At 73.8% G+C, this 22589-nt stretch carries 23 protein-coding genes; 13 read left to right on the top strand and 10 right to left on the bottom strand.

All coding sequences use genetic code 11. From position 1 onward, the window contains the following. Positions 1 to 3: 3 nt before the first annotated feature. The 5 genes from ACGFZN_RS04235 to ACGFZN_RS04215 all read left to right on the top strand — a co-directional run bounded on the left by ACGFZN_RS04235 (position 4) and on the right by ACGFZN_RS04215 (position 4144). Positions 4 to 84, top strand: a complete 81-nt coding sequence (locus tag ACGFZN_RS04235; protein ID WP_393857186.1) for a putative leader peptide — start codon at positions 4 to 6, stop codon at positions 82 to 84. A gap of 46 nt (positions 85 to 130) precedes the next feature. Then, positions 131 to 640 (top strand): flavin reductase family protein, encoded by a 510-nt coding sequence (locus ACGFZN_RS04230; RefSeq protein ID WP_393856930.1) that lies wholly within the window; start codon positions 131 to 133, stop codon positions 638 to 640. 218 nt (positions 641 to 858) lie between these two features. Beyond that, positions 859 to 1647: an electron transfer flavoprotein subunit beta/FixA family protein gene (locus tag ACGFZN_RS04225; protein WP_393856929.1), complete on the top strand. Its 789-nt coding sequence runs from the start codon at positions 859 to 861 to the stop codon at positions 1645 to 1647. 54 nt (positions 1648 to 1701) lie between these two features. Further along, positions 1702 to 2664, top strand: coding sequence for an electron transfer flavoprotein subunit alpha/FixB family protein (locus ACGFZN_RS04220; protein ID WP_393856928.1), 963 nt, complete (start codon positions 1702 to 1704; stop codon positions 2662 to 2664). A gap of 181 nt (positions 2665 to 2845) precedes the next feature. Next, positions 2846 to 4144 carry a DUF6986 family protein gene (locus ACGFZN_RS04215; RefSeq protein WP_393856927.1) on the top strand — a complete coding sequence of 433 codons (1299 nt, stop codon included), beginning with the start codon at positions 2846 to 2848 and terminating at the stop codon, positions 4142 to 4144. A 165-nt stretch (positions 4145 to 4309) separates the two neighbouring features. Here the strand turns inward: ACGFZN_RS04215 and ACGFZN_RS04210 are convergent, their stop codons facing one another. Continuing rightward, complete coding sequence (locus tag ACGFZN_RS04210) at positions 4310 to 5359, bottom strand: LacI family DNA-binding transcriptional regulator (protein WP_393856926.1); 1050 nt, start codon at positions 5357 to 5359, stop codon at positions 4310 to 4312. 271 nt (positions 5360 to 5630) lie between these two features. On the opposite strand from ACGFZN_RS04210, the gene ACGFZN_RS04205 reads away from it, so the two are divergent. Next, the gene (locus ACGFZN_RS04205) at positions 5631 to 6581 is read left to right on the top strand and encodes an ROK family protein (protein ID WP_393856925.1); all 951 of its coding nucleotides are present in this window, start codon (positions 5631 to 5633) and stop codon (positions 6579 to 6581) included. A gap of 768 nt (positions 6582 to 7349) precedes the next feature. Here ACGFZN_RS04205 and ACGFZN_RS04200 read toward each other — a convergent pair. The 3 genes from ACGFZN_RS04200 to ACGFZN_RS04190 form a co-directional block, all read right to left on the bottom strand. Continuing rightward, entirely contained in the window at positions 7350 to 9380 is a 2031-nt protein-coding gene (locus ACGFZN_RS04200; protein WP_393856924.1) for an NPCBM/NEW2 domain-containing protein, read from the bottom strand. A 226-nt stretch (positions 9381 to 9606) separates the two neighbouring features. Further along, positions 9607 to 10371 (bottom strand): maleylpyruvate isomerase family mycothiol-dependent enzyme, encoded by a 765-nt coding sequence (locus ACGFZN_RS04195; protein WP_393856923.1) that lies wholly within the window; start codon positions 10369 to 10371, stop codon positions 9607 to 9609. Further along, positions 10368 to 10724, bottom strand: coding sequence for a hypothetical protein (locus ACGFZN_RS04190; RefSeq protein WP_393856922.1), 357 nt, complete (start codon positions 10722 to 10724; stop codon positions 10368 to 10370). The genes ACGFZN_RS04195 and ACGFZN_RS04190 overlap by 4 nt, the downstream gene beginning before the upstream one ends. A 263-nt stretch (positions 10725 to 10987) precedes the next feature. On the opposite strand from ACGFZN_RS04190, the gene ACGFZN_RS04185 reads away from it, so the two are divergent. Together ACGFZN_RS04185 and ACGFZN_RS04180 are read left to right on the top strand one after the other, a co-directional pair. After that, the gene (locus ACGFZN_RS04185) at positions 10988 to 11182 is read left to right on the top strand and encodes a hypothetical protein (protein ID WP_393856921.1); all 195 of its coding nucleotides are present in this window, start codon (positions 10988 to 10990) and stop codon (positions 11180 to 11182) included. A 143-nt stretch (positions 11183 to 11325) separates the two neighbouring features. Then, positions 11326 to 12396, top strand: a complete 1071-nt coding sequence (locus ACGFZN_RS04180; RefSeq protein WP_393856920.1) for an NUDIX domain-containing protein — start codon at positions 11326 to 11328, stop codon at positions 12394 to 12396. Positions 12397 to 12415: 19 nt separating this feature from the next. Here the strand turns inward: ACGFZN_RS04180 and ACGFZN_RS04175 are convergent, their stop codons facing one another. Together ACGFZN_RS04175 and ACGFZN_RS04170 are read right to left on the bottom strand one after the other, a co-directional pair. Further along, positions 12416 to 13120 (bottom strand): MBL fold metallo-hydrolase, encoded by a 705-nt coding sequence (locus ACGFZN_RS04175; RefSeq protein WP_393856919.1) that lies wholly within the window; start codon positions 13118 to 13120, stop codon positions 12416 to 12418. A gap of 62 nt (positions 13121 to 13182) precedes the next feature. After that, positions 13183 to 14538, bottom strand: a complete 1356-nt coding sequence (locus ACGFZN_RS04170; RefSeq protein WP_393856918.1) for a dipeptidase — start codon at positions 14536 to 14538, stop codon at positions 13183 to 13185. Between the two features lie 141 nt (positions 14539 to 14679). On the opposite strand from ACGFZN_RS04170, the gene ACGFZN_RS04165 reads away from it, so the two are divergent. Further along, positions 14680 to 15924, top strand: a complete 1245-nt coding sequence (locus tag ACGFZN_RS04165) for a geranylgeranyl reductase family protein (protein ID WP_393856917.1) — start codon at positions 14680 to 14682, stop codon at positions 15922 to 15924. A gap of 298 nt (positions 15925 to 16222) precedes the next feature. Here the strand turns inward: ACGFZN_RS04165 and ACGFZN_RS04160 are convergent, their stop codons facing one another. Continuing rightward, positions 16223 to 16672 carry a nitroreductase family deazaflavin-dependent oxidoreductase gene (locus ACGFZN_RS04160; RefSeq protein ID WP_393856916.1) on the bottom strand — a complete coding sequence of 150 codons (450 nt, stop codon included), beginning with the start codon at positions 16670 to 16672 and terminating at the stop codon, positions 16223 to 16225. A 127-nt stretch (positions 16673 to 16799) separates the two neighbouring features. Between ACGFZN_RS04160 and ACGFZN_RS04155 the strand changes: the two genes are divergently transcribed. The 3 genes from ACGFZN_RS04155 (at position 16800) to ACGFZN_RS04145 (ending at position 19528) form a co-directional block, all read left to right on the top strand. Next, positions 16800 to 17492 carry a TetR/AcrR family transcriptional regulator gene (locus ACGFZN_RS04155; protein WP_393856915.1) on the top strand — a complete coding sequence of 231 codons (693 nt, stop codon included), beginning with the start codon at positions 16800 to 16802 and terminating at the stop codon, positions 17490 to 17492. 156 nt (positions 17493 to 17648) lie between these two features. Continuing rightward, positions 17649 to 18866 carry a sensor histidine kinase gene (locus tag ACGFZN_RS04150; protein ID WP_393856914.1) on the top strand — a complete coding sequence of 406 codons (1218 nt, stop codon included), beginning with the start codon at positions 17649 to 17651 and terminating at the stop codon, positions 18864 to 18866. After that, entirely contained in the window at positions 18863 to 19528 is a 666-nt protein-coding gene (locus ACGFZN_RS04145; protein WP_393856913.1) for a response regulator, read from the top strand. Before ACGFZN_RS04150 ends, ACGFZN_RS04145 begins: the two co-directional genes overlap by 4 nt. Here the strand turns inward: ACGFZN_RS04145 and ACGFZN_RS04140 are convergent. Continuing rightward, entirely contained in the window at positions 19489 to 19773 is a 285-nt protein-coding gene (locus ACGFZN_RS04140) for a DUF6332 family protein (RefSeq protein WP_393856912.1), read from the bottom strand. The two genes, ACGFZN_RS04145 and ACGFZN_RS04140, sit on opposite strands and share 40 nt — an antisense overlap. 71 nt (positions 19774 to 19844) lie before the next feature. Beyond that, a complete protein-coding gene (locus ACGFZN_RS04135) occupies positions 19845 to 21335 on the bottom strand; it encodes an MFS transporter (protein ID WP_393856911.1) in 1491 nt (496 codons plus the stop codon). Between the two features lie 85 nt (positions 21336 to 21420). Here ACGFZN_RS04135 and ACGFZN_RS04130 point away from each other — a divergent pair, with 85 nt between their 5' ends. Next, on the top strand, positions 21421 to 21828 hold the full coding sequence (locus tag ACGFZN_RS04130; protein ID WP_393856910.1) for a MarR family winged helix-turn-helix transcriptional regulator: 408 nt from the start codon (positions 21421 to 21423) through the stop codon (positions 21826 to 21828). On the opposite strand, the gene ACGFZN_RS04125 is transcribed toward ACGFZN_RS04130, so the two are convergent. Then, positions 21815 to 22555, bottom strand: coding sequence for a maleylpyruvate isomerase family mycothiol-dependent enzyme (locus ACGFZN_RS04125; RefSeq protein WP_393856909.1), 741 nt, complete (start codon positions 22553 to 22555; stop codon positions 21815 to 21817). The genes ACGFZN_RS04130 and ACGFZN_RS04125 overlap by 14 nt on opposite strands. Positions 22556 to 22589: the final 34 nt, after the last annotated feature.

The following is a 22589-nucleotide window of genomic DNA, read 5'->3' as shown; positions in this document are numbered from 1 at the left end:
CCTATGCCGATCCAACTCCTTCTCTACGGGCGGGTCCACGTCGACCTCGCCCGCACCGCGAGCGCCACTTGTCCGGGCTGCTGAGAAACCACGGCCCCCAGCTCGCGAACTCCGGCAGAAGGACAACTCCATGACGGCCTCTCCCGAACTCGGCACCGTTCAGCTCGCCTCTCCCGACCTGCTGCGCTCCACCTTCCGCCGGCACGCCGCCGGTGTGGCGGTGATCACGGCGCGTGGCGCATCCGGCCCGGTCGGCTTCACCGCGACCTCCCTCACCTCCGTCTCCGCCGAACCCCCGCTCGTCTCCTTCGGCATCGGCACCAGCGCCTCCAGCTGGCCCGCGATAGCCGCGACGGACCACGTCGGCGTGCACATACTGGGCGAGCACCAGAGCGAGCTGGCCGCCACCTTCGCCCGCAGCGGCGCCGACCGCTTCGGCGCGCCGACCGCCTGGCACGAGGGCCCCGAAGGCGTGCCGGTGCTCGACGACGTGCTCGCCTGGCTCGTGTGCCGCGTCATGGCCCGGGTCCCGGCCGGCGATCACCGGATCGTGCTCGCCGAGGTCGTCATGGGCGACCCCTCCGGCGCCGGCCGGCCGCTCCTCTACCACCAGGGGCGCTTCAACGGTCTGCGGGATTGATCACGCCACCCACTGCCTGCGGAGCCGTCCAGTTCCGGTTACGCTGCGTTGCGAAGGTCACAGTTCAAAGCGCTTGCTTAGCGGGCAGGAACTGGGTGTACTGACGAGTAATATTTCGGCGGGAGCGCGCGGACGCTCCGACCGGGATCGGCCGCTTGAGGCGCCTATGCTGCCTGCAAGAGGCAGCCAGGAAATGACGATGCAGTAGGAGAGCCGGCGTGAGCTTGAGGATCGTTGTCACTGTGAAGTACGTGCCCGACGCCACTGGCGACCGGCACTTCGCCGATGACCTGACCGTCGACCGCGACGACGTGGACGGTCTGCTCTCCGAGCTGGACGAGTACGCGGTCGAGCAGGCGCTGCAGATCGCGGAGAACTCGGACGACGACGTCGAGGTCACCGTCCTGACCATCGGCCCCGAGGACGCCAAGGACGCGCTGCGCAAGGCGCTGTCGATGGGCGCCGACAAGGCCATCCACGTCGAGGACGACGACCTGCACGGCACGGACGCCATCGGCACATCGCTGGTGCTGGCCAAGGCGATCGAGAAGGCCGGCTTCGACCTGGTCGTCTCCGGCATGGCCTCCACCGACGGCACCATGGGCGTCGTACCGGCCCTGGTGGCCGAGCGCCTCGGCGTCCCGCAGGTCACCCTGCTGTCCGAGGTCTCGGTCGAGGACGGCACGGTCAAGGGCCGCCGCGACGGCGACGCCGCCTCCGAGCAGCTCGAGGCGCAGCTTCCCGCGGTCGTGTCGGTGACCGACCAGTCGGGCGAGGCCCGCTACCCGTCCTTCAAGGGCATCATGGCGGCCAAGAAGAAGCCGGTGGAGTCCTGGGACCTGTCCGACCTGGACATCGAGGCCGAGGAGGTCGGTCTCGAGGGTGCGTACACCAAGGTCGAGGCCGCGAACGAGCGCCCGGCGCGCACGGCCGGCACCATCGTCAAGGACGAGGGCGAGGGCGGCAAGCAGCTCGCTGAGTTCCTCGCGAGCCAGAAGTTCATCTAAGGGCTCGCCCCCGCTGACCGCCCCTCAACTTCGTTTTCGCAGGAGAGCAATCCCATGGCTGAAGTCCTCGTCTACGTCGACCACGTGGACGGCGCCGTCCGCAAGCCCACCCTGGAGCTGCTGACCCTGGCCCGCCGCCTCGGCGAGCCCGTCGCCGTCGCCCTGGGCAAGGGTGCCGCCGACACCGCCGCGACCCTCGCCGAGCACGGCGCGACCCGCGTCCTGACCCACGACGCCTCCGAGTACGCCGAGTACCTGGTCGTGCCGAAGGTGGACGCCCTGCAGGCCGCCCACGAGGCCGTGTCCCCGGCCGCCGTGCTGGTGCCGTCCTCCGCCGAGGGCAAGGAGATCGCCGCCCGTCTGGCGCTGCGCATCGGTTCCGGCATCATCACCGACGCCGTCGACCTGGAGGCCGGCGACGAGGGCCCGGTGGCCACCCAGTCGGTGTTCGCCGCGTCCTTCACCACCAAGTCCCGCGTCATCAAGGGCACCCCGGTCATCACGGTCAAGCCGAACAGCGCCGCCGTCGAGGCCGCCCCGGCCGCCGGTGCGGTCGAGGCCCTGTCGGTGACCTTCTCCGAGCAGGCGACCGGGACCAAGGTCACCGGCCGTACGCCGCGCGAGTCCACCGGCCGCCCGGAGCTGACCGAGGCCGCGATCGTGGTCTCCGGCGGCCGTGGCGTCAACGGCGCGGAGAACTTCTCGATCATCGAGGCGCTCGCCGACTCCCTCGGCGCGGCCGTCGGCGCCTCGCGCGCCGCCGTCGACGCCGGCTGGTACCCGCACACCAACCAGGTCGGCCAGACCGGCAAGTCGGTCTCGCCGCAGCTGTACATCGCCAACGGCATCTCCGGCGCGATCCAGCACCGCGCCGGCATGCAGACCTCCAAGACGATCGTGGCCGTCAACAAGGACGCCGAGGCCCCGATCTTCGAGCTGGTCGACTTCGGCGTGGTCGGCGACCTGTTCGACGTCGTCCCGCAGCTGACCGAGGAGATCAAGGCCCGCAAGGGCTGAGCCCGACCCGGCACGTCCGAGGCCCCGGTGACCGACGCGGTCACCGGGGCCTCGGTGCATCCTGGTGACGGCCGCCGGGCGCCGCCCAGCGGTTGGACGGGGTGTTGACCAGTGAGAACCGCACAGATAACTTCATTCTACGGATTGTTGATTCCGTACAGCGGAAAATGGAGGGTGTGGGATGGGTCAGCAGGAGAAGGTGGCGACGAGCCTCGCGGGCGCCGTCAGCGAGGAGATCAGCGCCTCCCTGGCACCGGTCGACGCGGAGCTGGAGCGCCGCTACCCCGGGGACCCCGGCACCCGGCAGCCCGTGCACACCGTCTACGTCCCCGGTGACGCCTTCGCCGCCGGCACCATCCGCTCCTGGGGCGACCAGGCGCTCGCCGCCCTCGACGAACACGCCCCGGACGCCGCCTCCCTCGCCGCGGTCCTGGGCCTCGCCGACGAACTCGCCGAGCCGGTCTACTCCCGTGTCCGCGCCAAGCTCGAGCGCGAGCCGATCGAAGACCTGCGCGTCGACTTCGAGGACGGCTACGGCCCCCGCCCCGACGCCGAGGAGGACCAGGCGGCGGCCCGGGCGGCCCGGCTGATCGCCGAGGCGTACGCGAACGGCACGGCGGCGCCGTACATGGGCATCCGGATGAAGTGCATGGAGGCCGCGGTGCGCGACCGGGGCATCCGCACCCTCGACGTGTTCCTCACCGGCCTGATCGAGGCCGGCGGCCTGCCCGACGGCCTGGTGCTGACCCTGCCCAAGGTGACGTACCCGGAGCAGGTCACCGCGTTCGTACAGCTCCTGGAGGCCTTCGAGAAGGCGCACGGCCTGGACGCGGGCCGGCTCGGCTTCGAGATCCAGATCGAGACCAGCCAGTCCATCCTGGCCACCGACGGCACCGCCACCGTCGCCCGGATGATCCAGGCCGCCGAGGGCCGTGCCACCGGGCTGCACTACGGCACCTTCGACTACAGCGCCTGCCTCGGCGTCTCCGCCGCCTACCAGGCCAGCGACCACCCGGCCGCCGACCACGCCAAGGCCGTCATGCAGGTCGCGGCGGCGGGCACCGGCGTACGGGTCTCGGACGGTTCCACCAACGTCCTCCCGGTCGGCCCCACCGCCAAGGTCCACGACGCCTGGCGGCTGCATTACGGCCTCACCCGGCGCGCCCTCGCCCGCGCCTACTACCAGGGCTGGGACATGCACCCCGGCCACATCCCGACCCGCTACGCCGCCGTCTTCGCCTTCTACCGGGAGGGCTTCGAGCAGGCCGCCGGCCGGCTCGCCCGGTACGCCAACCGGGCCGGCGGCGACGTCATGGACGAGCCCGCGACGGCCAAGGCCCTCAGCGGTTACCTCCTGCGCGGCCTGGACTGCGGCGCCCTCGACATCGCCGAGGTCGCCCGCCTCACCGGTCTGACCCGCGCCGACCTGGAGGGCTTCGCCGCACCCCGGCGCGGCGACCTGACGGCCTCGGCGCAGTAGGGGCTGCCGAAGGCCGCGCGAGGCCTACGGCCGCTGGACGAACGTGCGGTGGGCCGGGACCGACGACGACAGTCGAGCCCCGACTCGGCCATCTCCGGCCGGAGTTGGCATCCGGTCGCCGTGCGGCAACCGGGCTCCTCCAGGGTGGGTCCGGTCACGGGCGGCTCAGTCGGCCGGCGGCAGTTCGCCGGAGCCGCGGGTGATCAGCCGGGTGGGCAGCTCGATGCGCTCCGGTGCCGCCAGGCCGCCGTCCAGCCGCTGGAAGAGGCGCTCGGCGGCGGTACGGCCGAGGGCGGCCGCGTCCTGGGCGACGACCGTGAGGCCGGGCCGGAGCAGATCGGCCAGCTCGATGTCGTCGAAGCCGACCAGGGCGACCCGGCGGGACTGCTCGGCCAGCACCCGGATCACGGTGACCGTCACCCGGTTGTTGCCGGCGAAGACCGCGGTGACGGGGGAGGGACCGGAGAGCATCTCCTGCGCCGCCCGGCGCACCCGCTCCGGGTTCGTCTGCCCGAGGGACATCCAGGCGTCCTCGACGGGTATGCCCGCGTCCTCCATGGCCGCCCGGTAGCCGCGCAGCCGCTCGGCGGCGGTGTGGATGCGGGGCATGTCGCCGATGAACCCGATCCGGCGGTGGCCGTGGGCGATCAGATGGGCGACGCCGTCCCGGGCGCCGCCGTAGTTGTCGGACAGGACCACGTCGGCGTCGATGCGCCCGGCCGGACGGTCCACGAACACGGTCGCCACGCCGGCCCTGATCTCCGGTTCGAGATAGCGGTGGTCGTCCCCGGCGGGGATCACCACCAGACCGTCCACCCGCCGCGCGCACAGGGCCAGCGCCAGCTCCTGCTCGCGCTCCGGGTCCTCGGCGCTGGAGCCGTTGATCAGCAGGGCGCCGTGGGCGCGGGCCACCTCCTCGACCGCGCGGCTCAGGGGACCGTAGAAGGGGTCGGCGAGGTCCTCCAGGACCAGTCCGATGCTCGCCGTACGGCCCTTGCGCAGCACCCGAGCGCTGTCGTTGCGGCGGAAGCCGAGCGCCTCGATGGCCTCCTGCACCCGGCGCTCGGTGTCCGGGGTGACGCCGGGCTCGCCGTTCACCACCCGGGAGACCGTCTTCAGGCCCACCCCGGCCCGCGCCGCCACGTCCTTCATGGTCGGGCGGTTGCCGTAACGGGTGCCGGGAGGGCTGTCTGCGCGGCGGGTGGTCTCGGGCACGGTGCGGTGTCCTGTTCCTGTCGTCCGTCTGTCGTCCCTCTGCCGCGGAGGCGGTGCGTCCGGGGCGGGCCGCCGGTGTGTGGGAGGCCGTGCACCCCGGGTGGTGCGCCGGTCCGCGGTCTGTATGAGGATGTGGCGTCGAGCATAGAGCCTGGACAACGTTGTCAGATGCGCGAGAGACTGTCCACCGTTGTCTGTCGGCCCGCGCCCCACCGCCCGACCGGCCCGCGCCTGTTCGTTTCTCGAGCTTCCACGGGGAGATCTGACTCTGATGCACACCGACCTCGTCGCGGCCCTGGACATCGGCGGCACCAAGATCGCCGGCGCTCTGGTGGACGGCGACGGACGGATACTCGCCCGGGCCCAGCGCGGCACGCCCGCCCGGCAGGACGGCGAGACGGTCATGCGGGCCGTGGAGGAGGTGCTCGGCGAACTCGCCGGCTCGCCGCTGTGGGGACGCGCTGACGCCGTCGGCATCGGCAGCGCCGGGCCGGTGGACGCCTCCGCGGGCACGGTCAGCCCGGTGAACGTGCCGGGCTGGCGGAACTTCCCGCTGGTCGAGCGGGTGCGTGCGGCCACCGGAGGGCTCCCGGTCGAGCTGATCGGGGACGGCGTCGCGATCACCGCGGCCGAGCACTGGCAGGGGGCCGCCCGGGGCCACGACAACGCGCTGTGCATGGTCGTGTCGACCGGGGTGGGCGGCGGCCTGGTGCTGAACGGCCGGCTGCACCCCGGTCCGACCGGCAACGCCGGGCACATCGGGCACATCAGCGTCGACCTCGACGGCGACCTGTGCCCATGCGGCTCGCGCGGCTGTGTGGAGCGGATCGCCAGCGGCCCCAACATCGCCCGCCGCGCCCTGGAACAGGGCTGGCGTCCCGGCCCCGACGGCGACACCTCCGCCGCCGCCGTGGCCGCCGCCGCCCGCGAGGGCGACCCGGTCGCCGTGGCCTCCTTCGAGCGCGCGGCCCAGGCGCTCGCCGCCGGCATCGCGGCCACCGCGACCCTGGTCGAGATCGACATCGCCGTGATCGGCGGTGGGGTGGGCAAGGCGGGCGACATCCTCTTCACGCCGTTGCGCAAGGCGCTCACCGAGTACGCGACGCTGTCCTTCGTCCAGCGGCTCACGGTCGTACCGGCGCAGATGGGCACGGACGCGGGCCTGGTCGGCGCGGCGGCGGCCGCGCTGGCCCGCCGCCCGGACGCGACGGCGGGGGTCTGAGCCGGGGCGTCAGCGCCCCGGGGGCGTGCGGGGCGGTGTCGGCACGCGGCTGCCGGTGCGAGGGGCGGTGTCGGCACCCGCGGACGCGCCGGATGCGATGTCGTGCCCGGGGCCTGCGCCGTCCTGACGGTGCGCGGGGGTGGTGTCGGCACGCGGCTGCCGGTGCGTGGGAGGTATCGGTACCCGCGGACGCGCTGGACGTGATGTCGTGCCCGGGGCCTGCGCCGTCCTCACGGTGCGCGGGGGCGGTGACGGCACGCGGCTGCCGGTGCGCGGGTGGTGTCGGTACCCGACCACCCGCTGGACGCGATCTTGCGCCAGGGGCCTGCGCCCTACCGACGGTGTGCGGGGGCGGTGTTGGCACGTGGCTGCCGGTGCGTGGGCTGTATCGGTACCCGCGCACCCGCTGGACGCGGTCTCGCGCCCGGGACTTGCGCCGTCCCGAGGGCGCGCGGGGGCGGTGTCGGCACGCGGGCGGTATCGGTACCCGCGCACTCGCCGGATGCGATTTCTTGCCCTGGATCGCCGTCCTGACGGTGCGCGGGGGTGGTGTCGGCACGCGGCTGGCGGTGCGTGGGCGGTATCGGTACCCGCGCACGCGCTGGACGGCCCCCGGGCACCCGCTGGACGCGATCCTGTGCCCGGGTCCTGCGCCGCCCCGAAGGCGCGCGGGCGCGGTGTCGGCACGCGGCTGCAGGCGCGCGGGCGGGACCGGCACCCGCGCACCCGCGGCCGGGCACGGTCTCGCGCCCCGCGCCTGCGCCGTGCTCAGCAACTCACGCGCGCGTCCGCCCAGTCCGCGTGGTCGGAGTCGTTGCCGTCGCCCGCGTCGGTGACGACCAGGCGGACCACCTGGGCGCCGGTGACGTCGGCGGCGAGCGGCTGGGCCGGCATGGCGTTGGTCAGGACGTCCGTCGAGGCGACCTTCGTGCCGTCCGCCCAGACCTCGAAGGTGACGCTGCCCTTCGTGCCCTTCTCGTCGTCGACCCCGACGTCCGCGGTGAGCCGGGTGCAGGACCTGCCGGTGTAGAAGGAGACGTCGCTCGGCGCATGGACGCCGAGGCCCTTGGCGTACACCGTGCCGCCGATGGTGATCGGGTGGCCGTCGCCCGCGGCGCTCTCGCCGTTGCTCGTGTCGCGTTCCACCGGACCCCAGCCGCTGGTCGCGGACAGCCACGGCAGGTCGCTCAGGTACGAGGTCCCGGCGGGCGGCCGGACGACGACGGACGCGGTCACCGGGAGGGTGTCGGTGACGCGCTGCCCGGCCGGCGAGAGATAGCGCGCCCGCAGGGTGAGGCCGTAGGAGCCGGTCGGGGTGCCGGCCGGCGCGGTGACGGTCCAGCCCGTGCGCAGGGTGGCGCCGGTGGCGAGGGCGTCGGCCGTCGTGGGCGATGCGGCCCGTACGGTCCACCCGTCGGGGCCGGTCAGGGACACCGACACCCGGCGCGCGGCAGTGCGGCCCAGATCCGTCACCGTGCTGGTCAGCGTGGCCGGGGTGCCGGCCTCGAGGAACGGGGTGCTGTCCAGGCCCAGTTCGGCGGCGGGCGGGTACGCGGCCCAGTGGGAGTCGGCGGCGACCCGCAGCAGCACCGTGCCGTGGGCGGGCACGGTCGCCGCGATGGTGCCGGCCGTGTTGGAGGTGCTGTGCCGCCACAGGTCCCGCAGGGTGTAGGCGGAGGCGTCGGGCAGGCCGACGGCGGACGCGGTGGTGGAGATGCGCTGGGCGGTGCCCGACTCGTTGAACAGAGCCACCGCGCGGCTGCCGTCCTTCATCTCCTTGGCGATCACCCAGCGTCCGCCCGCCGAGGAGACGACCGTGCCCTGCCTGCCCAGCGGGTCCTGGTCGACGGCGATGACCTCCTTGTTGTCCAGGATGTCGAACGTCGCGGGTGAGGCCTTGCGCAGGTCGGTGCCGATGAGCAGCGGCGCGGCCATGACCGACCAGAGGGAGAAGTGCGAGCGGTACTCGGTGTCCGTCATGCCGCCGTTGCCGACCTCCAGCATGTCGGGGTCGTTCCAGTGGCCGGGCCCGGCGTACGGCGCGAGCGGCAGGTTCTGCTTCAGGATCGACAGCATCGAGCCCCAGCTGTCGCTGATGTCGCCCGTGGTGCGCCACAGGTGACCGACGTCGGCCGCCCACTCCCAGGGCTTGTTCTGGCCCCATTCGCAGATGCTGTAGACGATGGGGCGCCCGGTGGCCCTGAGCGCGTCCCGCATGGTGGTGTACCGCTGCTTGGCGTCGACGCCCTGGTTGTTGCAGTTGTCGTACTTCAGGTAGTCCACGCCCCAGTCGGCGAACTGCCGGGCGTCGCTGTACTCGTGGCCGAGCGCGCCGGGGAAGCCCGCGCTGTTGCAGGTCTTGGTGCCGGCGCTGGTGTAGATGCCGAGCTTGAGGCCCTTGGAGTGGACGTAGTCGGCGACGGCCTTGATGCCGTGGGGAAAGCGTGCCGGGTCGGGCACCAGTTTGCCGTCGGCGTCGCGTTGCGGCAGCGCCCAGCAGTCGTCCAGGTTGACGTACTGGTAGCCGGCGTCCTTCAGGCCCTTCGACACGAAGAGGTCGGCGATGCCCTCGACCATGCTCTCGTTGAAGTCGGCGCTGCAGTGCGTGGAGTTCCAGTTGTTGAAGCCCATGGGCGGGGTGAGGGCGAGACCGTCGGCCAGGCTGGGGGCGACGGGGGCCGCGGCGGGAGCTGCCAGGGCGGGGCCGGCGAGGCCCGCCGCCAGGAGCAGGCCTGCACCGAGCGCTCCGAGCGCTCTTCTGCGGGTGGTACTGGTGGTGCGCGTGTGAGGGTGACGCATCGTTGACGTTCCTCCGACTCGCGACGGGTGGCTGACGACCGTCCGGACACCTGGGTGGGGCACGGGTGTCATGTGTGTGTCAGCTGTGCGCGTTTACGTTAGGACGTGTCGGACTGTGTTGGAAGAGGTGCGCGCACACTGTCCTGCAGCCCGTCAGACTCCGTGCAGCCGCGGTCCTTTCACCCGGTCGAGGTGAAGGGTGTTCGGATGTGTTGCCTTCCGGCCGTCAGGACCGGTCGTCGACCCGGCCCCAGCCGGGCAGCGGGGGCTGGGGCCAGGCGGGCGGGGCGGGCAGGGATCCGGGCGGCGCGTCGGTCGTCAGCACGGCGGCCGAAGCGCGGCCGCCGAGCCAGCCGAGCAGTTGGTGCCCGGCGCCCGCCACGGAGGGACCCTCGGTCGCCACGGACCAGCGCCGGCCCAGATCGACGGCCTCCACGGAGGCGATCGGAAAGCGCCGGGCGCGCAGGGTGGTGAGGGTGTCGTCCAGTGCCCAGGAGACGTAGCCGTCCGGCCACTGTTCGGTGCCGTGGCCGACGTCGAGGTCGAGGTGGTGCGTCTCCAGCTCGCGCAGACAGCGCAGCAGCAGGTACCAGGCGGGATGCCGCCAGCCGGCCAGCGCGGGGACCAGACGGTCCCAGGCGGGGGCGGGCAGCGTGCGCGCCTGCTCCGCGAACCGCTCCAGGCTCTCGCGCAGCCGGTCGGCGAGCCGGCCGGCGGGGAGCGCCGCGTCCCGTTCGACCGCGGCCGCCAGTGCCGCCGCGTCCGCGCGCGGACCCGGTTCGCGGCAGGTGCGGGCGAGCCGCAGCAGCCAGACGTACGCGTCGACGCTGTGGGCGACATGGGCGAGCACATGGCCTCGGGTCCATCCCGGCAGTCTCGACGCGGCGCGCAGTCCCGTGTCGGACAGGCCCGCCGCGGACCGCACGAGCCGGCCGCCCGAGCGCACGACCTCGTCGACGCGTTCCCCCGTGCTGGGGACGGCCGGGCTCACCGGAACTCCCGTACGACCTCGATGAGGCCGACGATATGGGCGTTGAACTCGTCCAACTCCTCGGCCGGTACCCACAGTTCGAGGATCGTCTCGCCGCCGGCCCGGCGGACCGGGTACCGGGCGAGGAACTCCGTGTCGACCTCGAACCTGGTCACGTAACCGGCGCCGTCGTGCTTGACGTTCCAGTCCCGGGCGATGCGGATCGCGTAGTCCTCGTCGAGGACGGGATAGAAGACGGGCTGCTCCGGGAGCCGGGGCGGCCAGGCCCGCCAGTCGAGGGCGCGGACCAGCTCCAGTTCCGCGGGTCCCGTGGGACGCCAGAGGGTTGTCGTCGGCTGCGGTGAGCTGGTCATCGGGTCGCGTTTCCGGGGGTCGGGGCCTGCCACGGGAGCGGGCGGGGCGGGACCTCGGACGATATCGGCGGCCCTCCGGCGCGGGCCACCGGTTTCCGGCCGGGCCGACGGGGCCCGCGCGTCCGCCCGGCGGACGGCCGCCCCGGTGCTCCGCTGCCTTCCCCGGGCACAGGGACCCGGCCCTCCCGCCGCGACGGCAGCCCGCGTCGTTCGCCCGTCGGTTTCCGCGTGACCCCTGGTCCGGTCCGGCAGTTGATCAGGCCATGAAGAAGCGCAGCATGCTCGCCATCGCCTCCCTGGCCACCGGATTCGTCGTGGCCGCCGTCACCCCCTCCCACGCGGCGGACCGGGGTCCCGTGAAGGACCTGCAGGTCTCGGACACCCTCGACTCGGTCGGCCACCTGGCCGGGCAGGACAGCCTCGCCGTCGACGACAACGCCCTCGGCGGCCAGGAGTAGCCCCGGCCCCGCAGGGCGCATGTGCCGGTGTCCCCGCCGCCGGGGGCACCGGCACACCTGTTCCGGCGCCCTCACCGGGGCGGGGTTTCCGTGGCAGGGTGGAGCGGGCAAGCCTCAGGGGGCCGACACATGAGGGGGAGTCCGTGACCGTCGTCTGGATCAACGGCGCGTTCGGTGCGGGGAAGACCACGACCGCACGGGAGCTGATCGAACTGATCCCGAACAGCACGCTCTTCGACCCCGAGGTCATCGGCGCGGGGCTCGCGCAGCTGCTGCCGGCCAAGCGGCTCGCCGAGGTCGGCGACTTCCAGGACCTGCCGATCTGGCGCCGGCTCGTGGTCGACACCGCGGCCGCGCTGCTGGCCGAGCTGGGCGGCACCCTCGTCGTGCCCATGACCCTGCTCCGCCAGGAGTACCGCGACGAGATCTTCGGCGGCCTCGCCGCCCGCAGGATCCCCGTGCACCATCTTCTGCTCGCCCCGGCTGAAACGATCCTGCGTCAGCGGATGGCCGACCGGGAGACCACGGGTGGCCCGTCCGACGGCGAGATACCGCCCGGCCGGCCCGGCGGCGAGATACCGCAGCGGCAGTGGGCCGACCACCACATCGAGCCCTACCGTGCCGCTCTCGCCGCCTGGCTCACCGCGGACGCCCACCTCGTGGACACCAGCGACCTCACCCCGTACGCCACCGCCGTCCGCATCGCCGAGGCCGTCGGCAGCGGCGCCGTACCGCCCTGTGACATCGTGCAGACCCCGGAGCCGACCGCCGAGACCCTCGCCGCCGGGGTGCTGCTCTTCGACGAGCACGACCGGGTGCTGCTCGTGGACCCCACCTACAAGCCCGGCTGGGAGTTCCCCGGCGGGGTGGTCGAGCGCGGCGAGGCGCCGGCCCGCGCCGGGATGCGCGAGGTCGCCGAGGAGACCGGGATACGGCTCACCGAGGTGCCCCGGCTGCTCGTCGTGGACTGGGAACGGCCGGCGCCGCCCGGTTTCGGCGGGCTGCGGCTGCTGTTCGACGGCGGCCGGCTGGCGTCCGGCGAGGCGTCGGGGGTGCTGCTGCCCGGCCCCGAGCTGCGCGGCTGGCGCTTCGCGACCGAGCAGGAGGCCGCCGAGATGCTGCCGCCGGTGCGCTACGAACGGCTGCGCTGGGCCCTGCGCGCCCGTGAGCGCGGTGCGGCGCTGTATCTGGAGGCGGGGGTGCCGGTCGGCTGAGCCGGCCGCGGCGGTGCGGTCAGTCCGCGCCCGCCGCCGCGCGCAGGGCCGGGGCGGCGTTCCCGACGACCGGGTCCCCGTGTCCGAAGCAGGCCACGTCGGCCGCGAGCTCCGCCAGCCGGCCGAGCGAGACGAGGAGCCGGGGCCGGTCGAGGTTGAAGACCCCGGGGACGACCGTGCCGTCGACGGGTGAGGCGGCCACCGTGTCCCCGGCGAACAGCACCCCGTGCTCGGGCAGGAACACGGCGATGCTGCCGTCGGTGTGCCCCGGGACGTGCAGCACCCGGGCGCCGCCGCCGAAGTCCAGGACGGCGCCGTCCGCCACCTCGGTCACCGCGGCCGGCGGCACGGGCGTGCCCTCGGGCAGCTGCTCGGCCGCGGCCGCGTGGAGCGGCAGCTCCCAGTCCTCGAACTTCGGCGGGGGGCCGGGCAGTTGCCCCCGGACGAACGGCGCGTCCAAGGGGTGCGCCAGCACCTCGGCGCCGCACATCCCGGCCAACTCGCCCGCCCCGCCCACGTGGTCCTCGTGGAAGTGGGTCAGCACGATCCGCCGTACGTCCCCCGGGGCGTGCCCCAGCGCCGTGACCGCGTCGGCGATCGCCCGGCCGGCGCCGATCGGGCCGGCGTCGATCAGCGTCAACTCGCCGCCGTCGCGCCAGAGATAGGCCTGGCCGACCGGGAAGCGCAGGAGATGCAGCCGGGGCAGTAGTGCGATGACGTCCATGCGCCGACCGTAGGCGGCGCCCCCACCCCCGAGCGAGGGCGCTCTGCCCACGGCAGAAGGGCTCAGCCCGCCGCGTAGTTGCGCAGGAAGAGCGCCTCCGCGACCGACAGCCGCTCCAGCTCCTCGGCGGACACGCTCTCGTTGACCGCGTGGATCTGCGCCGCCGGCTCGCTCAGGCCGATGAGCAGGATCTCCGCCTCCGGGTACAGGCCCGCGAGGGTGTTGCACAGCGGGATGGAGCCGCCCTCACCGGCGTACTGCATGGTCTCGCCGGGGTAGGCGGCGGCCATCGCGTCGGCCATCGCCTGGTACGCCGGGCTGGAGGCGTCGGCGCGGAAGGCCTGGCCCTGTCCGATCTGCTCGGTGGTGACCCGGGCGCCCCAGGGGGTGTGCGCCGCGAGGTGGGCCTCCAGCAGCTTGCTCGCCTCCGCGGCGTCCACGCCCGGCGGCACCCGCAGGCTGACCAGCGCGCGGGCGCTGGCGTGCACGGACGGGGTGGCGCCGACCACCGGCGGGCAGTCGATGCCGAGGACGGTGACGGCCGGGCGGGCCCACAGGCGGTCGGCGACCGAGCCGTCGCCGATCAGCCCCACCCCGTCGAGCACCTTGGCGTCCGCGCGGAACTGCTCCTCGGTGTACTCCAGGCCGTCCCACGCCCCCGTGGCGTCGAGCCCGTCGACCGTGGTCGAGCCGTCCTCGGCGCGCAGCGAGTCCAGCACGCGGATCAGCGCGGCGAGCGCGTCCGGGGCGGCGCCGCCGAACTGGCCGGAGTGCAGGTTGCCCGCGAGCGTGTCGATCCGCACCCGGACCAGGGTCATGCCGCGCAGGGTGGTGGTCACCGTGGGCAGCCCGGCACGGAAGTTGCCGGCGTCGCCGATCACGATGGTGTCGGCCTTCAGCAGCTCGGGGTGCTCCTCGGCGTACCGCTCCAGGCCGCCGGTGCCCTGCTCCTCCGAGCCCTCCACGATCACCTTGACGTGCACCGGGACGCCGCCGTTCGCCTTCAGGGCGCGCAGCGCGAGCAGGTGCATGATCACGCCGCCCTTGCAGTCGGCGGCCCCGCGGCCGTACCAGCGGCCGTCGCGCTCGGTCAGCTCGAACGGCGGGGTGGTCCAGCCGGCCTCGTCCAGCGGGGGCTGGACGTCGTAGTGCGCGTACAGGAGAACCGTTTTCGCGCCCTCGGGGCCCGGCAGGTAGCCGTACACGGACTGGGTGCCGTCGGGGGTGTCGAGCAGGGCCACGTCGACGAAGCCCTCGGCGCGCAGCGCGTCGGCGACCCAGTTCGCGGCGCCCTCGCTCTCGCTCCTCGGGAACTGGGTGAAGTCCGCCACCGACTTGAAGGCGACCAGCTCGGCCAGCTCCGCCTTGGCGCGGGGCAGCAGCGAGGCGACGGTCTCGGCGACCGGATTCGACGACATGGGCAACGCTCCTCGTGGGTGCGACGGTGAACCGCTTGTACAGGTGGGTACCCCTGATCCTCCCACAGTGGCCTGCGAGGACGGCCGCCGTAGGATGCGGGGGACACTACGGCAGCGGCTTGATCGGAGCGGTAGACCATCGTGAGCGGCGAGAACTCTTCGGCGGACGACGTGCAGCGGGTGTGGGACGTCGTCGTGGTGGGCGCGGGACCCGCGGGGGCGTCGGCCGCCTACGCGGCGGCGGTCGCGGGCCGGCGCGTGCTGTTGCTGGAGAAGGCCGAGCTGCCCCGCTACAAGACCTGCGGCGGCGGCATCATCGGTCCCTCGCGCGACGCGCTGCCGCCCGGTTTCGAGCTGCCCCTGCGCGACCGGGTGCACGCGGTCACCTTCTCCCACAACGGCCGCTTCACCCGCACCCGGCGCTCCAAGCAGATGCTGTTCGGGCTGATCAACCGGCCCGAGTTCGACCAGCAGATGGTCGAGCACGCCCAGAAGGCGGGCGCCGAGCTGCGCACGGGCGTCACGGTGCAGCGGGTCGAGCAGCACGGCTCGGCGGTGCCGGACCGGCGGACGGTGGCGGTCGTGCTCCAGGGCGGAGAGACGGTGCTGGCCCGGGCGGTCGTCGGCGCCGACGGCAGCGCCAGCCGGATAGGGGCCCATGTCGGGGTGAAGCTCGACCAGGTGGACCTCGGCCTGGAGGCGGAGATCCCGGTCCCCGAGCCGGTCGCCGACGACTGGAAGGGACGGGTCCTCATCGACTGGGGCCCCCTGCCGGGCAGTTACGGCTGGGTGTTCCCCAAGGGCGACACCCTGACGGTCGGCGTGATCTCCGCGCGCGGTGAAGGCGCCGCGACCAAGCGGTACTTGGAGGACTTCATCGCCCGCCTCGGGCTGTCCGGCTTCGAGCCGGCCGTCTCCTCCGGGCATCTGACCCGCTGCCGCGCCGACGACTCGCCGCTGTCCCGGGGCCGGGTGCTGGTCTGCGGGGACGCGGCCGGGCTGCTGGAGCCGTGGACCCGCGAGGGCATCTCCTACGCCCTGCGCTCGGGCCGGCTCGCGGGGGAGTGGGCGGTGCGCGTCGCCGAGGCGCACGACGCGGTCGACGCCCGCCGCCAGGCCCTGAACTACGCGTTCGCGGTCAAGGCCGGGCTCGGCGTGGAGATGAGCGTCGGCAAGCGCCTGCTGGCCGTGTTCGAGAAGCGCCCGGGCCTCTTCCACGCGGCCCTCACCGGCTTCCGCCCGGCGTGGAACGCGTTCCGCGACATCACGCGGGGCTCGACCTCGCTGGCCGACATCGTCCGTACCCACCCGATCGCCCACCGCGCCCTGAGCGCGCTGGACCGGCGCCCGGTGGCGGCTCCGGCCGAGGACCCGGCCGGTTCCTGACCGGGACCGGCGGGGGAGAGGCCCGGCACCGGCGGGAAGCCATCGGGTGCCGGGCGGAGCCCATGCGGACCGGGCCGGTGGGGGGGCGGGACCGGGACCGGTACCGGCGGCCCGGTGGCGGCTCCGGCCGGTGCCTGACCGGGACCGGCGGGGGAGAGGCCCGGCACCGGCGGGAAGCCATCGGGTGCCGGGCGGAGTGCGCGCGGACCGGGCCGGTGGGGGGAAGGCGCGGCCCGGGACCGGGACCGGCGCCCGGCGGCGTGGCCGGTCGGGGCGCTCGGTCCGGCGAGGCGTCCGGTCAGCTCGTGACCGTGATGTGGAAGACCGGGTGGTCCGGGGCGATGCGGCGCAGCTCCTCGTCCGGGGAGTCGGGACCGACGCCGTCGAAGAAGATGCCGACCTCCGCCTTCCAGCGCTTGAGGTAGGCGCGCAGCAGCGGAACCTTGTCGTCGTCGGCGACCTCGGTGGCGGTGAACACGTCCACCTTCCGGCCCAGCCGCAGCTCGCCGCCGCTGGCCGCGCGCATGTTGTGGGTCCACTGCACATGGCCGCGCGGGGCGACCAGGTACTGCTGTCCGTCCACCGTCAGCAGGTTCACCGGCGTGGTGCGCCACTCGCCGCTCTTGCGCCCGCGCACCGCGAGGACCCGGGAGCCCCAGACGCTGATGCCGCGCCCGGTGAACCAGGCGACCGACCGGTTCAAGACGTTGACGGTGAACCAGCCCGGCTTCTTGACGTGTGTCGACACGGGGACCCCCACGGTTTGGGAGAGCGGTGCTCTCGCTGGACTCGATTCTGGCGCACATGGCGCTCCAGAGCAAGAGCAGTGCTCTCGTTTGTGTGCACCGCTCTCGATCCATGGCAGACTGGCTCGTATGAGCACCACGGAGGGAGCCCGCGCACGGGCCAGGAGGGACGTCACGGCGGCCATCAAGGAAGAGGCGCGCAGACAGCTGGCGAAGGACGGCGCCGCCAAGCTCTCGCTGCGGGCCGTCGCCCGCGAGCTGGGCATGGTCTCCTCCGCGCTGTACCGGTACTTCCCCAGCCGCGACGACCTGCTCACCGCCCTGATCATCGACGCGTACGACTCCCTCGGCGAGGCTGCGGAACGGGCGCGGGACGCCGCGGCCGGCGCCGATCCCCTGCACCGCTGGACGGCGGTGTGCGAGGCGGTGCGCGACTGGGCGCTCGCCCGTCCGCACGAGTACGCCCTCATCTACGGCTCGCCCGTGCCCGGCTATGCCGCCCCGCAGACCACGGTCCCGGCGGCCGCCCGCGTCGGCCTCGTCTTCATCGGCATCGTCCGGGACGCCCACGAGCACGCCGGCCTCGCCGACCTTCCCCTGTCCGCCGAGCTGCGGCCCGAGGCCGAGCGCATGGCCGCCGACTTCGCCCCCGGGCTGCCCCCGGAGACCGCCGCCGCTCTTGTGGCGGCCTGGGCCCAGCTGTTCGGCCTGGTCAGCTTCGAACTGTTCGGCCAGTTCACCAACGTGGTCGAGGACCGGGCGGCCTTCTTCCGGCACGCGGCGGCCCGGCTGGCCCGGCAGGTGGGCCTCGACCGCTCCTGACGCCCCGGAAGGCGGCGCCGACAAGGGATCGCGCCGGAAGGGTCAGGCCCGCGTCGGCGGCCTCGGCCCGCAGCCGCGGGTACTCCCCGGGGAGTACGCGTGATCACCTCGTCCGGCTGACGCCCGCGCCGGCCGGCGGCGTCTACCGTGGCCCGCATGGAAGAGCAGCGCGCCCCGGAGCGGTGGTGGCGGCACGGGCCGCCGTGGCGGGACGCGCCCGACGGGGCGGAGCCGCACGGCACTCCCCGCCTGCCCTGGCGCACCACCGCGCTGATCACCGCGTTCGTCCTGATCGGCAGCAACTTCGCCGGGCACGGCCAGCCGCACCGCGTCCCCCTCGACGGCTACGGGCGCGTGCTGCTGCTCGCCGCCTCGCTGCTGCTCCTGGGCCGGCACCGGTATCCGGCGGCCGTGGCCTTCGGCGCCGCCGCGGCGACCCTCGGCTACCTGGCCGCCGGCTACCCCTACGGCCCGGTGTTCGTGGTGGTCGCCGTCGCCTGCTTCAGCGCGGTCGTCGCCGGGCGTCGGCGGGCCGCCTGGGCGTCCGTCGGCCTGCTCTGGGCCGGGCACGCCCTGGTCGCCCTCTGGCTCTACCGCTGGCTCCCGCCCGCGGGCGACCGGCGCGCGGGCCTCACGCAGGAGATCGTCATCGGCACCTGGCTGCTGGCGATCGTCGCCCTGGCCGAACTGGCCCGGGTGCGGCGCGAGCAGTGGGCGCGCGAGCGCGCCGACCGGGCGGAGGCGGCACGGCGCCGCGCGGACGAGGAACGGCTGCGGATCGCCCGCGAGCTGCACGACGTGCTCGCGCACAGCATCTCCGTCATCAACGTCCAGGCCGGCATGGGGCTCGCGCTGCTCGACAGCGACCCCGAGCAGGCGCGGGCCGCGCTCACCACCATCAAGGCCGCCAGCAAGGAAGCGCTCGGCGAGGTCCGCCAGGTCCTCGACACCCTGCGCGCCCCCGGCGCCGCCCCGCGCGCCCCCGCGCCCGGTCTGGACCGGCTGCCGGAGCTGGTGGAGCAGGCGGCCGCCGCCGGACTCACCGTGGAGGTCGAGGGCGAGCTCCCGCGGCTGCCGCCCGGCGCCGACCTCGCCGCCTTCCGCATCGTGCAGGAGGCCCTGACCAACGTCGTACGGCACTCGGGGTCGCGGCACGCGCGCGTGCGGTTCGCCCACGACGGCCGGGCGCTGCGGCTGCGCGTCGACGACGACGGCCCGGCCACCGGGGCCGACGCCGGCGGCAGCGGCAGCGGACTGGCCGGCATGCGGGAGAGGGCCGCCGCGCTCGGTGGCACCATCGAGGCGGGACCGCGGCCCGGCGGCGGCTTCCGGGTGCTCGCCGTACTGCCGTCGCACCTCAGGGAGGACCAGTGATCCGGGTACTGCTCGCCGACGACCAGTCGCTGGTGCGGGCCGGTTTCGGGGCGTTGCTCGGCGCGCAGCCGGACATCGAGGTGGCCGGGGAGGCGGCCGACGGCGAGGAGGCGCTGCGCCTGGTGCGGGAACTGCGGCCGGACGTCGTCCTGATGGACATCCGCATGCCCCTGCTGGACGGCCTCGCCGCCACCCGGCGCATCACCGGCGACCCGCAGCTGAAGGACGTGAAGGTGGTCATGCTCACCACCTTCGAGCTGGACGAGTACGTCTTCGAGGCGATCCGCTCCGGCGCCTCCGGCTTCCTGGTGAAGGACACCGAACCGGACGAACTCCTGCGCGCGGTACGGGCGGTGGTGCAGGGTGACGCCCTGCTGTCGCCGGGCGTCACCCGCCGGCTGATCGCCGAGTTCGCGGCCCGCTCCAAGGAGCCCGCCGCGGCCGACGCCCTCGCCCACCTCACCGAGCGGGAGCGGGAGGTGATGGCGCTGGTCGGCATCGGCCTGTCCAACGAGGAGATCGCCCGCCGCCTGGTGGTCAGCCCCCTCACCGCCAAGACCCATGTGAGCCGCACGATGGTCAAACTGGGCGCCCGGGACCGCGCCCAACTCGTCGTCCTGGCCTACGAGTCGGGGTTGGTGCGGCCTGGGTGGCTGGGCTGACCCGCCTTCCGGAAGCGCACCAGCACGCTGATCACCCGGGCTGTGAAGACGACCGGCGCGACGGCCGTGCCGAGCCGCAGCAGGACCAGGGACAGCAGGCGCGGGAGATCGAAGAGCAGCGCGGGCCCGGCCACGGCGCCGAAGAGCACCCCGGCCGCGAAGAGGGCGCTCACCAGCGCGTACCCGATCTCGACCGTGGCCGCGTCCTGCTGGGCCTTGGTGCGGCGTCCCCCGTATGCGTACATTCCGCCAGCTTCACAGACGTGCGCCCGGCGGGGCAACCCGCCCCGCCGGGCGCACTGTTGGAGGCCTCCCCCTAGTCGCGGACCGCCACGCGCTCCGCTTCGGCTTCCTCCAGGATGGACCTGGCGACCACGACGGACCGCTGCGTACGGCGCCGGCGCAGGCCGGTGAGGGTGATCAGCAGGCCCGCCACGGCGATGCCCGTGACGACCATGAAGCCGGGCCGGTAGCTGTCGAGGACGGCCCGCGGGGTGGCGTGCGCGGGGGCGCCGGCGGTCACCACGGCCGTGACCACCGCCAGGAAGATCGCGCCGCCCACCTGCACCGAGGTGTTGAGCAGACCGGAGACCATGCCCTGCTCGTGGTCCTCGACACCGTTGGTGGCCTGGATGTTGAGGGACGGGAAGACCAGGGCACAGGCCGCGCCGATCAGCAGCATGGACGGCAGGATCACCGCCGCGTACACCGGGTCCAGGTCGACCCGCAGGAACAGCGCGTAGCCGAGGACCATGAAGGCGAACCCGGCCGCGATCAGGCGCGGGGTGCCGAACCGGTCGACGATCGCACCGACCTTCGTGGAGGACACCGCCACCAGCGCGCCCGCCGGCAGGAACGCGAGCGCGGTGTGCAGCGCGGACCAGCCGAGCAGGGACTGCATGTACAGCGTCGTCAGGAACTGGAAGCCCACGTAGCTGCCGAAGAAGGCGATCGCGCCGAGCTGGGCGCGGACCTGGCTGCCCGAGCGCAGGACGCCCAGCCGGATCAGCGGGCTCGGCGAGCGCCGCTCGACGGCGACGAAGGCGGCGAGCAGAACGGCGACGGCGAGGAAGGACAGCAGGGTGCGGGCCGAGGCCCACCCGGCCTGCGGCGCCTGCACCACGGTGAAGACCAGCAGCAGCATCGACGCGGTGCCGAGGACGGCGCCCGGGACGTCGTAGCCGTCGTGGTTCTCCTCGCGGGCACTGCGCGGCAGCAGCCGCAGCCCGGCGAACAGGGCGACCAGGGCGATCGGCGCGGGCAGCAGCATGGTGAAGCGCCAGCTGGCCTCGGTGAGCAGGCCCGACAGCACCAGGCCCATGGAGAAGCCGGTGGCGGCGCAGGTGGTGTAGATGGACAGGGCCCGGTTGCGCAGCGGGCCCTCCGGGAAGGTCGTGGTGATGATCGACAGGCCCGCCGGCGCCGTGAAGGCCGCGCTCAGGCCCTTGACGAACCGGCTGGCGATCAGCAGCGGACCCGAGTCGACCAGCCCGCCGAGCAGCGAGGCGAGCGCGAACACGCCGAGCGCGACGAGGAACACCTGACGCCGGCCGAGCAGGTCGGCGGTGCGGCCGCCGAGCAGGAGCAGCCCGCCGTAGCCCAGGATGTAGCCGCTGACGATCCATTGCAGCGTCGACGTGGACAGGTGCAGGTCGGAACCGATGGACGGCAGCGCGACGCCGACCATCGACACGTCCAGCGCGTCCAGGAACATCGCCGCGCAGAGCACCAGCAGGGTGCCCCACAGCCGGGGCGTCCAGCGGACCGCCGGGGACGGGGCCGTGGAAGGGGTGAGCGGAGAGGTCATGCCGACGACACTACATGCGCATGCATGAGATGCAAATGCATTTAATTCCGATGCAACAATCTTGTCTCTCTGCTACGGTGCGCTCATGGCGTCGAACAGGTCCGAGCAGGCGCTCGTGGAGCAGTGGCGGGAGATCCTCGCACTGCATGCCCGCACCCAGTGCGAGCTGGACCGGGTGCTGCACGGACACGGCCTGTGCGCCAGCGACTTCGAGGTCCTCGACCTGCTGGCCGAGGCCGCGCCGGCGGACGGCGGGTGCGCCTACCGGGTGCAGGAGATCTCCGAGCGCGTCCATCTCAGCCAGAGCGCGCTGTCCCGGCTGATCGGCCGCCTGGAGAAGGACGGCCTGGTCGAGCGCGCGATGTGCGCCGAGGACCGGCGCGGCGTGCGGGTGGCCCTCACCGCGAAAGGGCGCGCGCTGCACGGCGAGGTACGGCCGGTGCAGCGCGCGGTGCTGAGCCGGATGCTGGCGGGCGAGCTCAGCTCCAGGTGACGGCCGACCGCTCCCGCCACAGCCCGGCGACGGCGGGGTCCCCGGTCACCTGCGGAAACGGCTGCCGGTTCCACAGCGCGAGATACAACTCGGCGGCGGGCCCGGCCACTTCGCAGTCGGTCACGCCCGAGGCATCCCGCGTGGCCGCCGGCGGCTCCTGGGACAGCCGTACGGTCCACACCGCGCCGTCGGTGTCCGTCGCCCGCACCCGCAGCACCCGGGGCTCGTCGCTGCGGACCCTGCTCTTGGGGCGGGCGTGGAAGCCGCGCAGCAGTTCGTCGATGCCGTCCACCGCGAACGCGGGGCCGATCCCGGACCGGGCGCCGCCCCGCGCCGACTCCGCGTCGACCCGGTGCACCGTCGTCTCGTGCGCCTGACGCCGCGCCCAGAACGCGAGCGGTGACGGCGCCGGCAGGAAGTGCCAGCACTCCACGTCGGGCGCGGCCGAGGCGAGGGTGTCGACGAGATACCGGTGCCCGTCGCGGAACCAGGCGAGCAGTGCGTCGCCGTCCAGGCCGGGCAGCCCGCCGTCGGGGTGGTACGAGGTGTGCCCCTCGGCGACGAAGGCGGCGGCCCAGCGGTGCACCATCCCGGTGTGCCGCAGCAGGTCCCGCACCTGCCAGTCGGGACAGGTCGGCACCTTGGCCTCGACGCCGGCCTGCGCGGCCGCCTCGGCCAGCAACCGGCCCTCCCGGTCCAGGGTCTGAAGAAAGTCGGCAGTGTCCATGCGCGCGAGTCTGCCGGATGGAGCAGGCTCGAAG

Origin of the sequence: Streptomyces sp. NPDC048192 (genome assembly GCF_043202415.1) — a bacterium.
GTDB lineage: Bacteria > Actinomycetota > Actinomycetes > Streptomycetales > Streptomycetaceae > Streptomyces.
The sequence above is the reverse complement of the archived record's forward strand: the minus strand, read 5'-3'. Positions and strand labels throughout refer to the sequence as shown.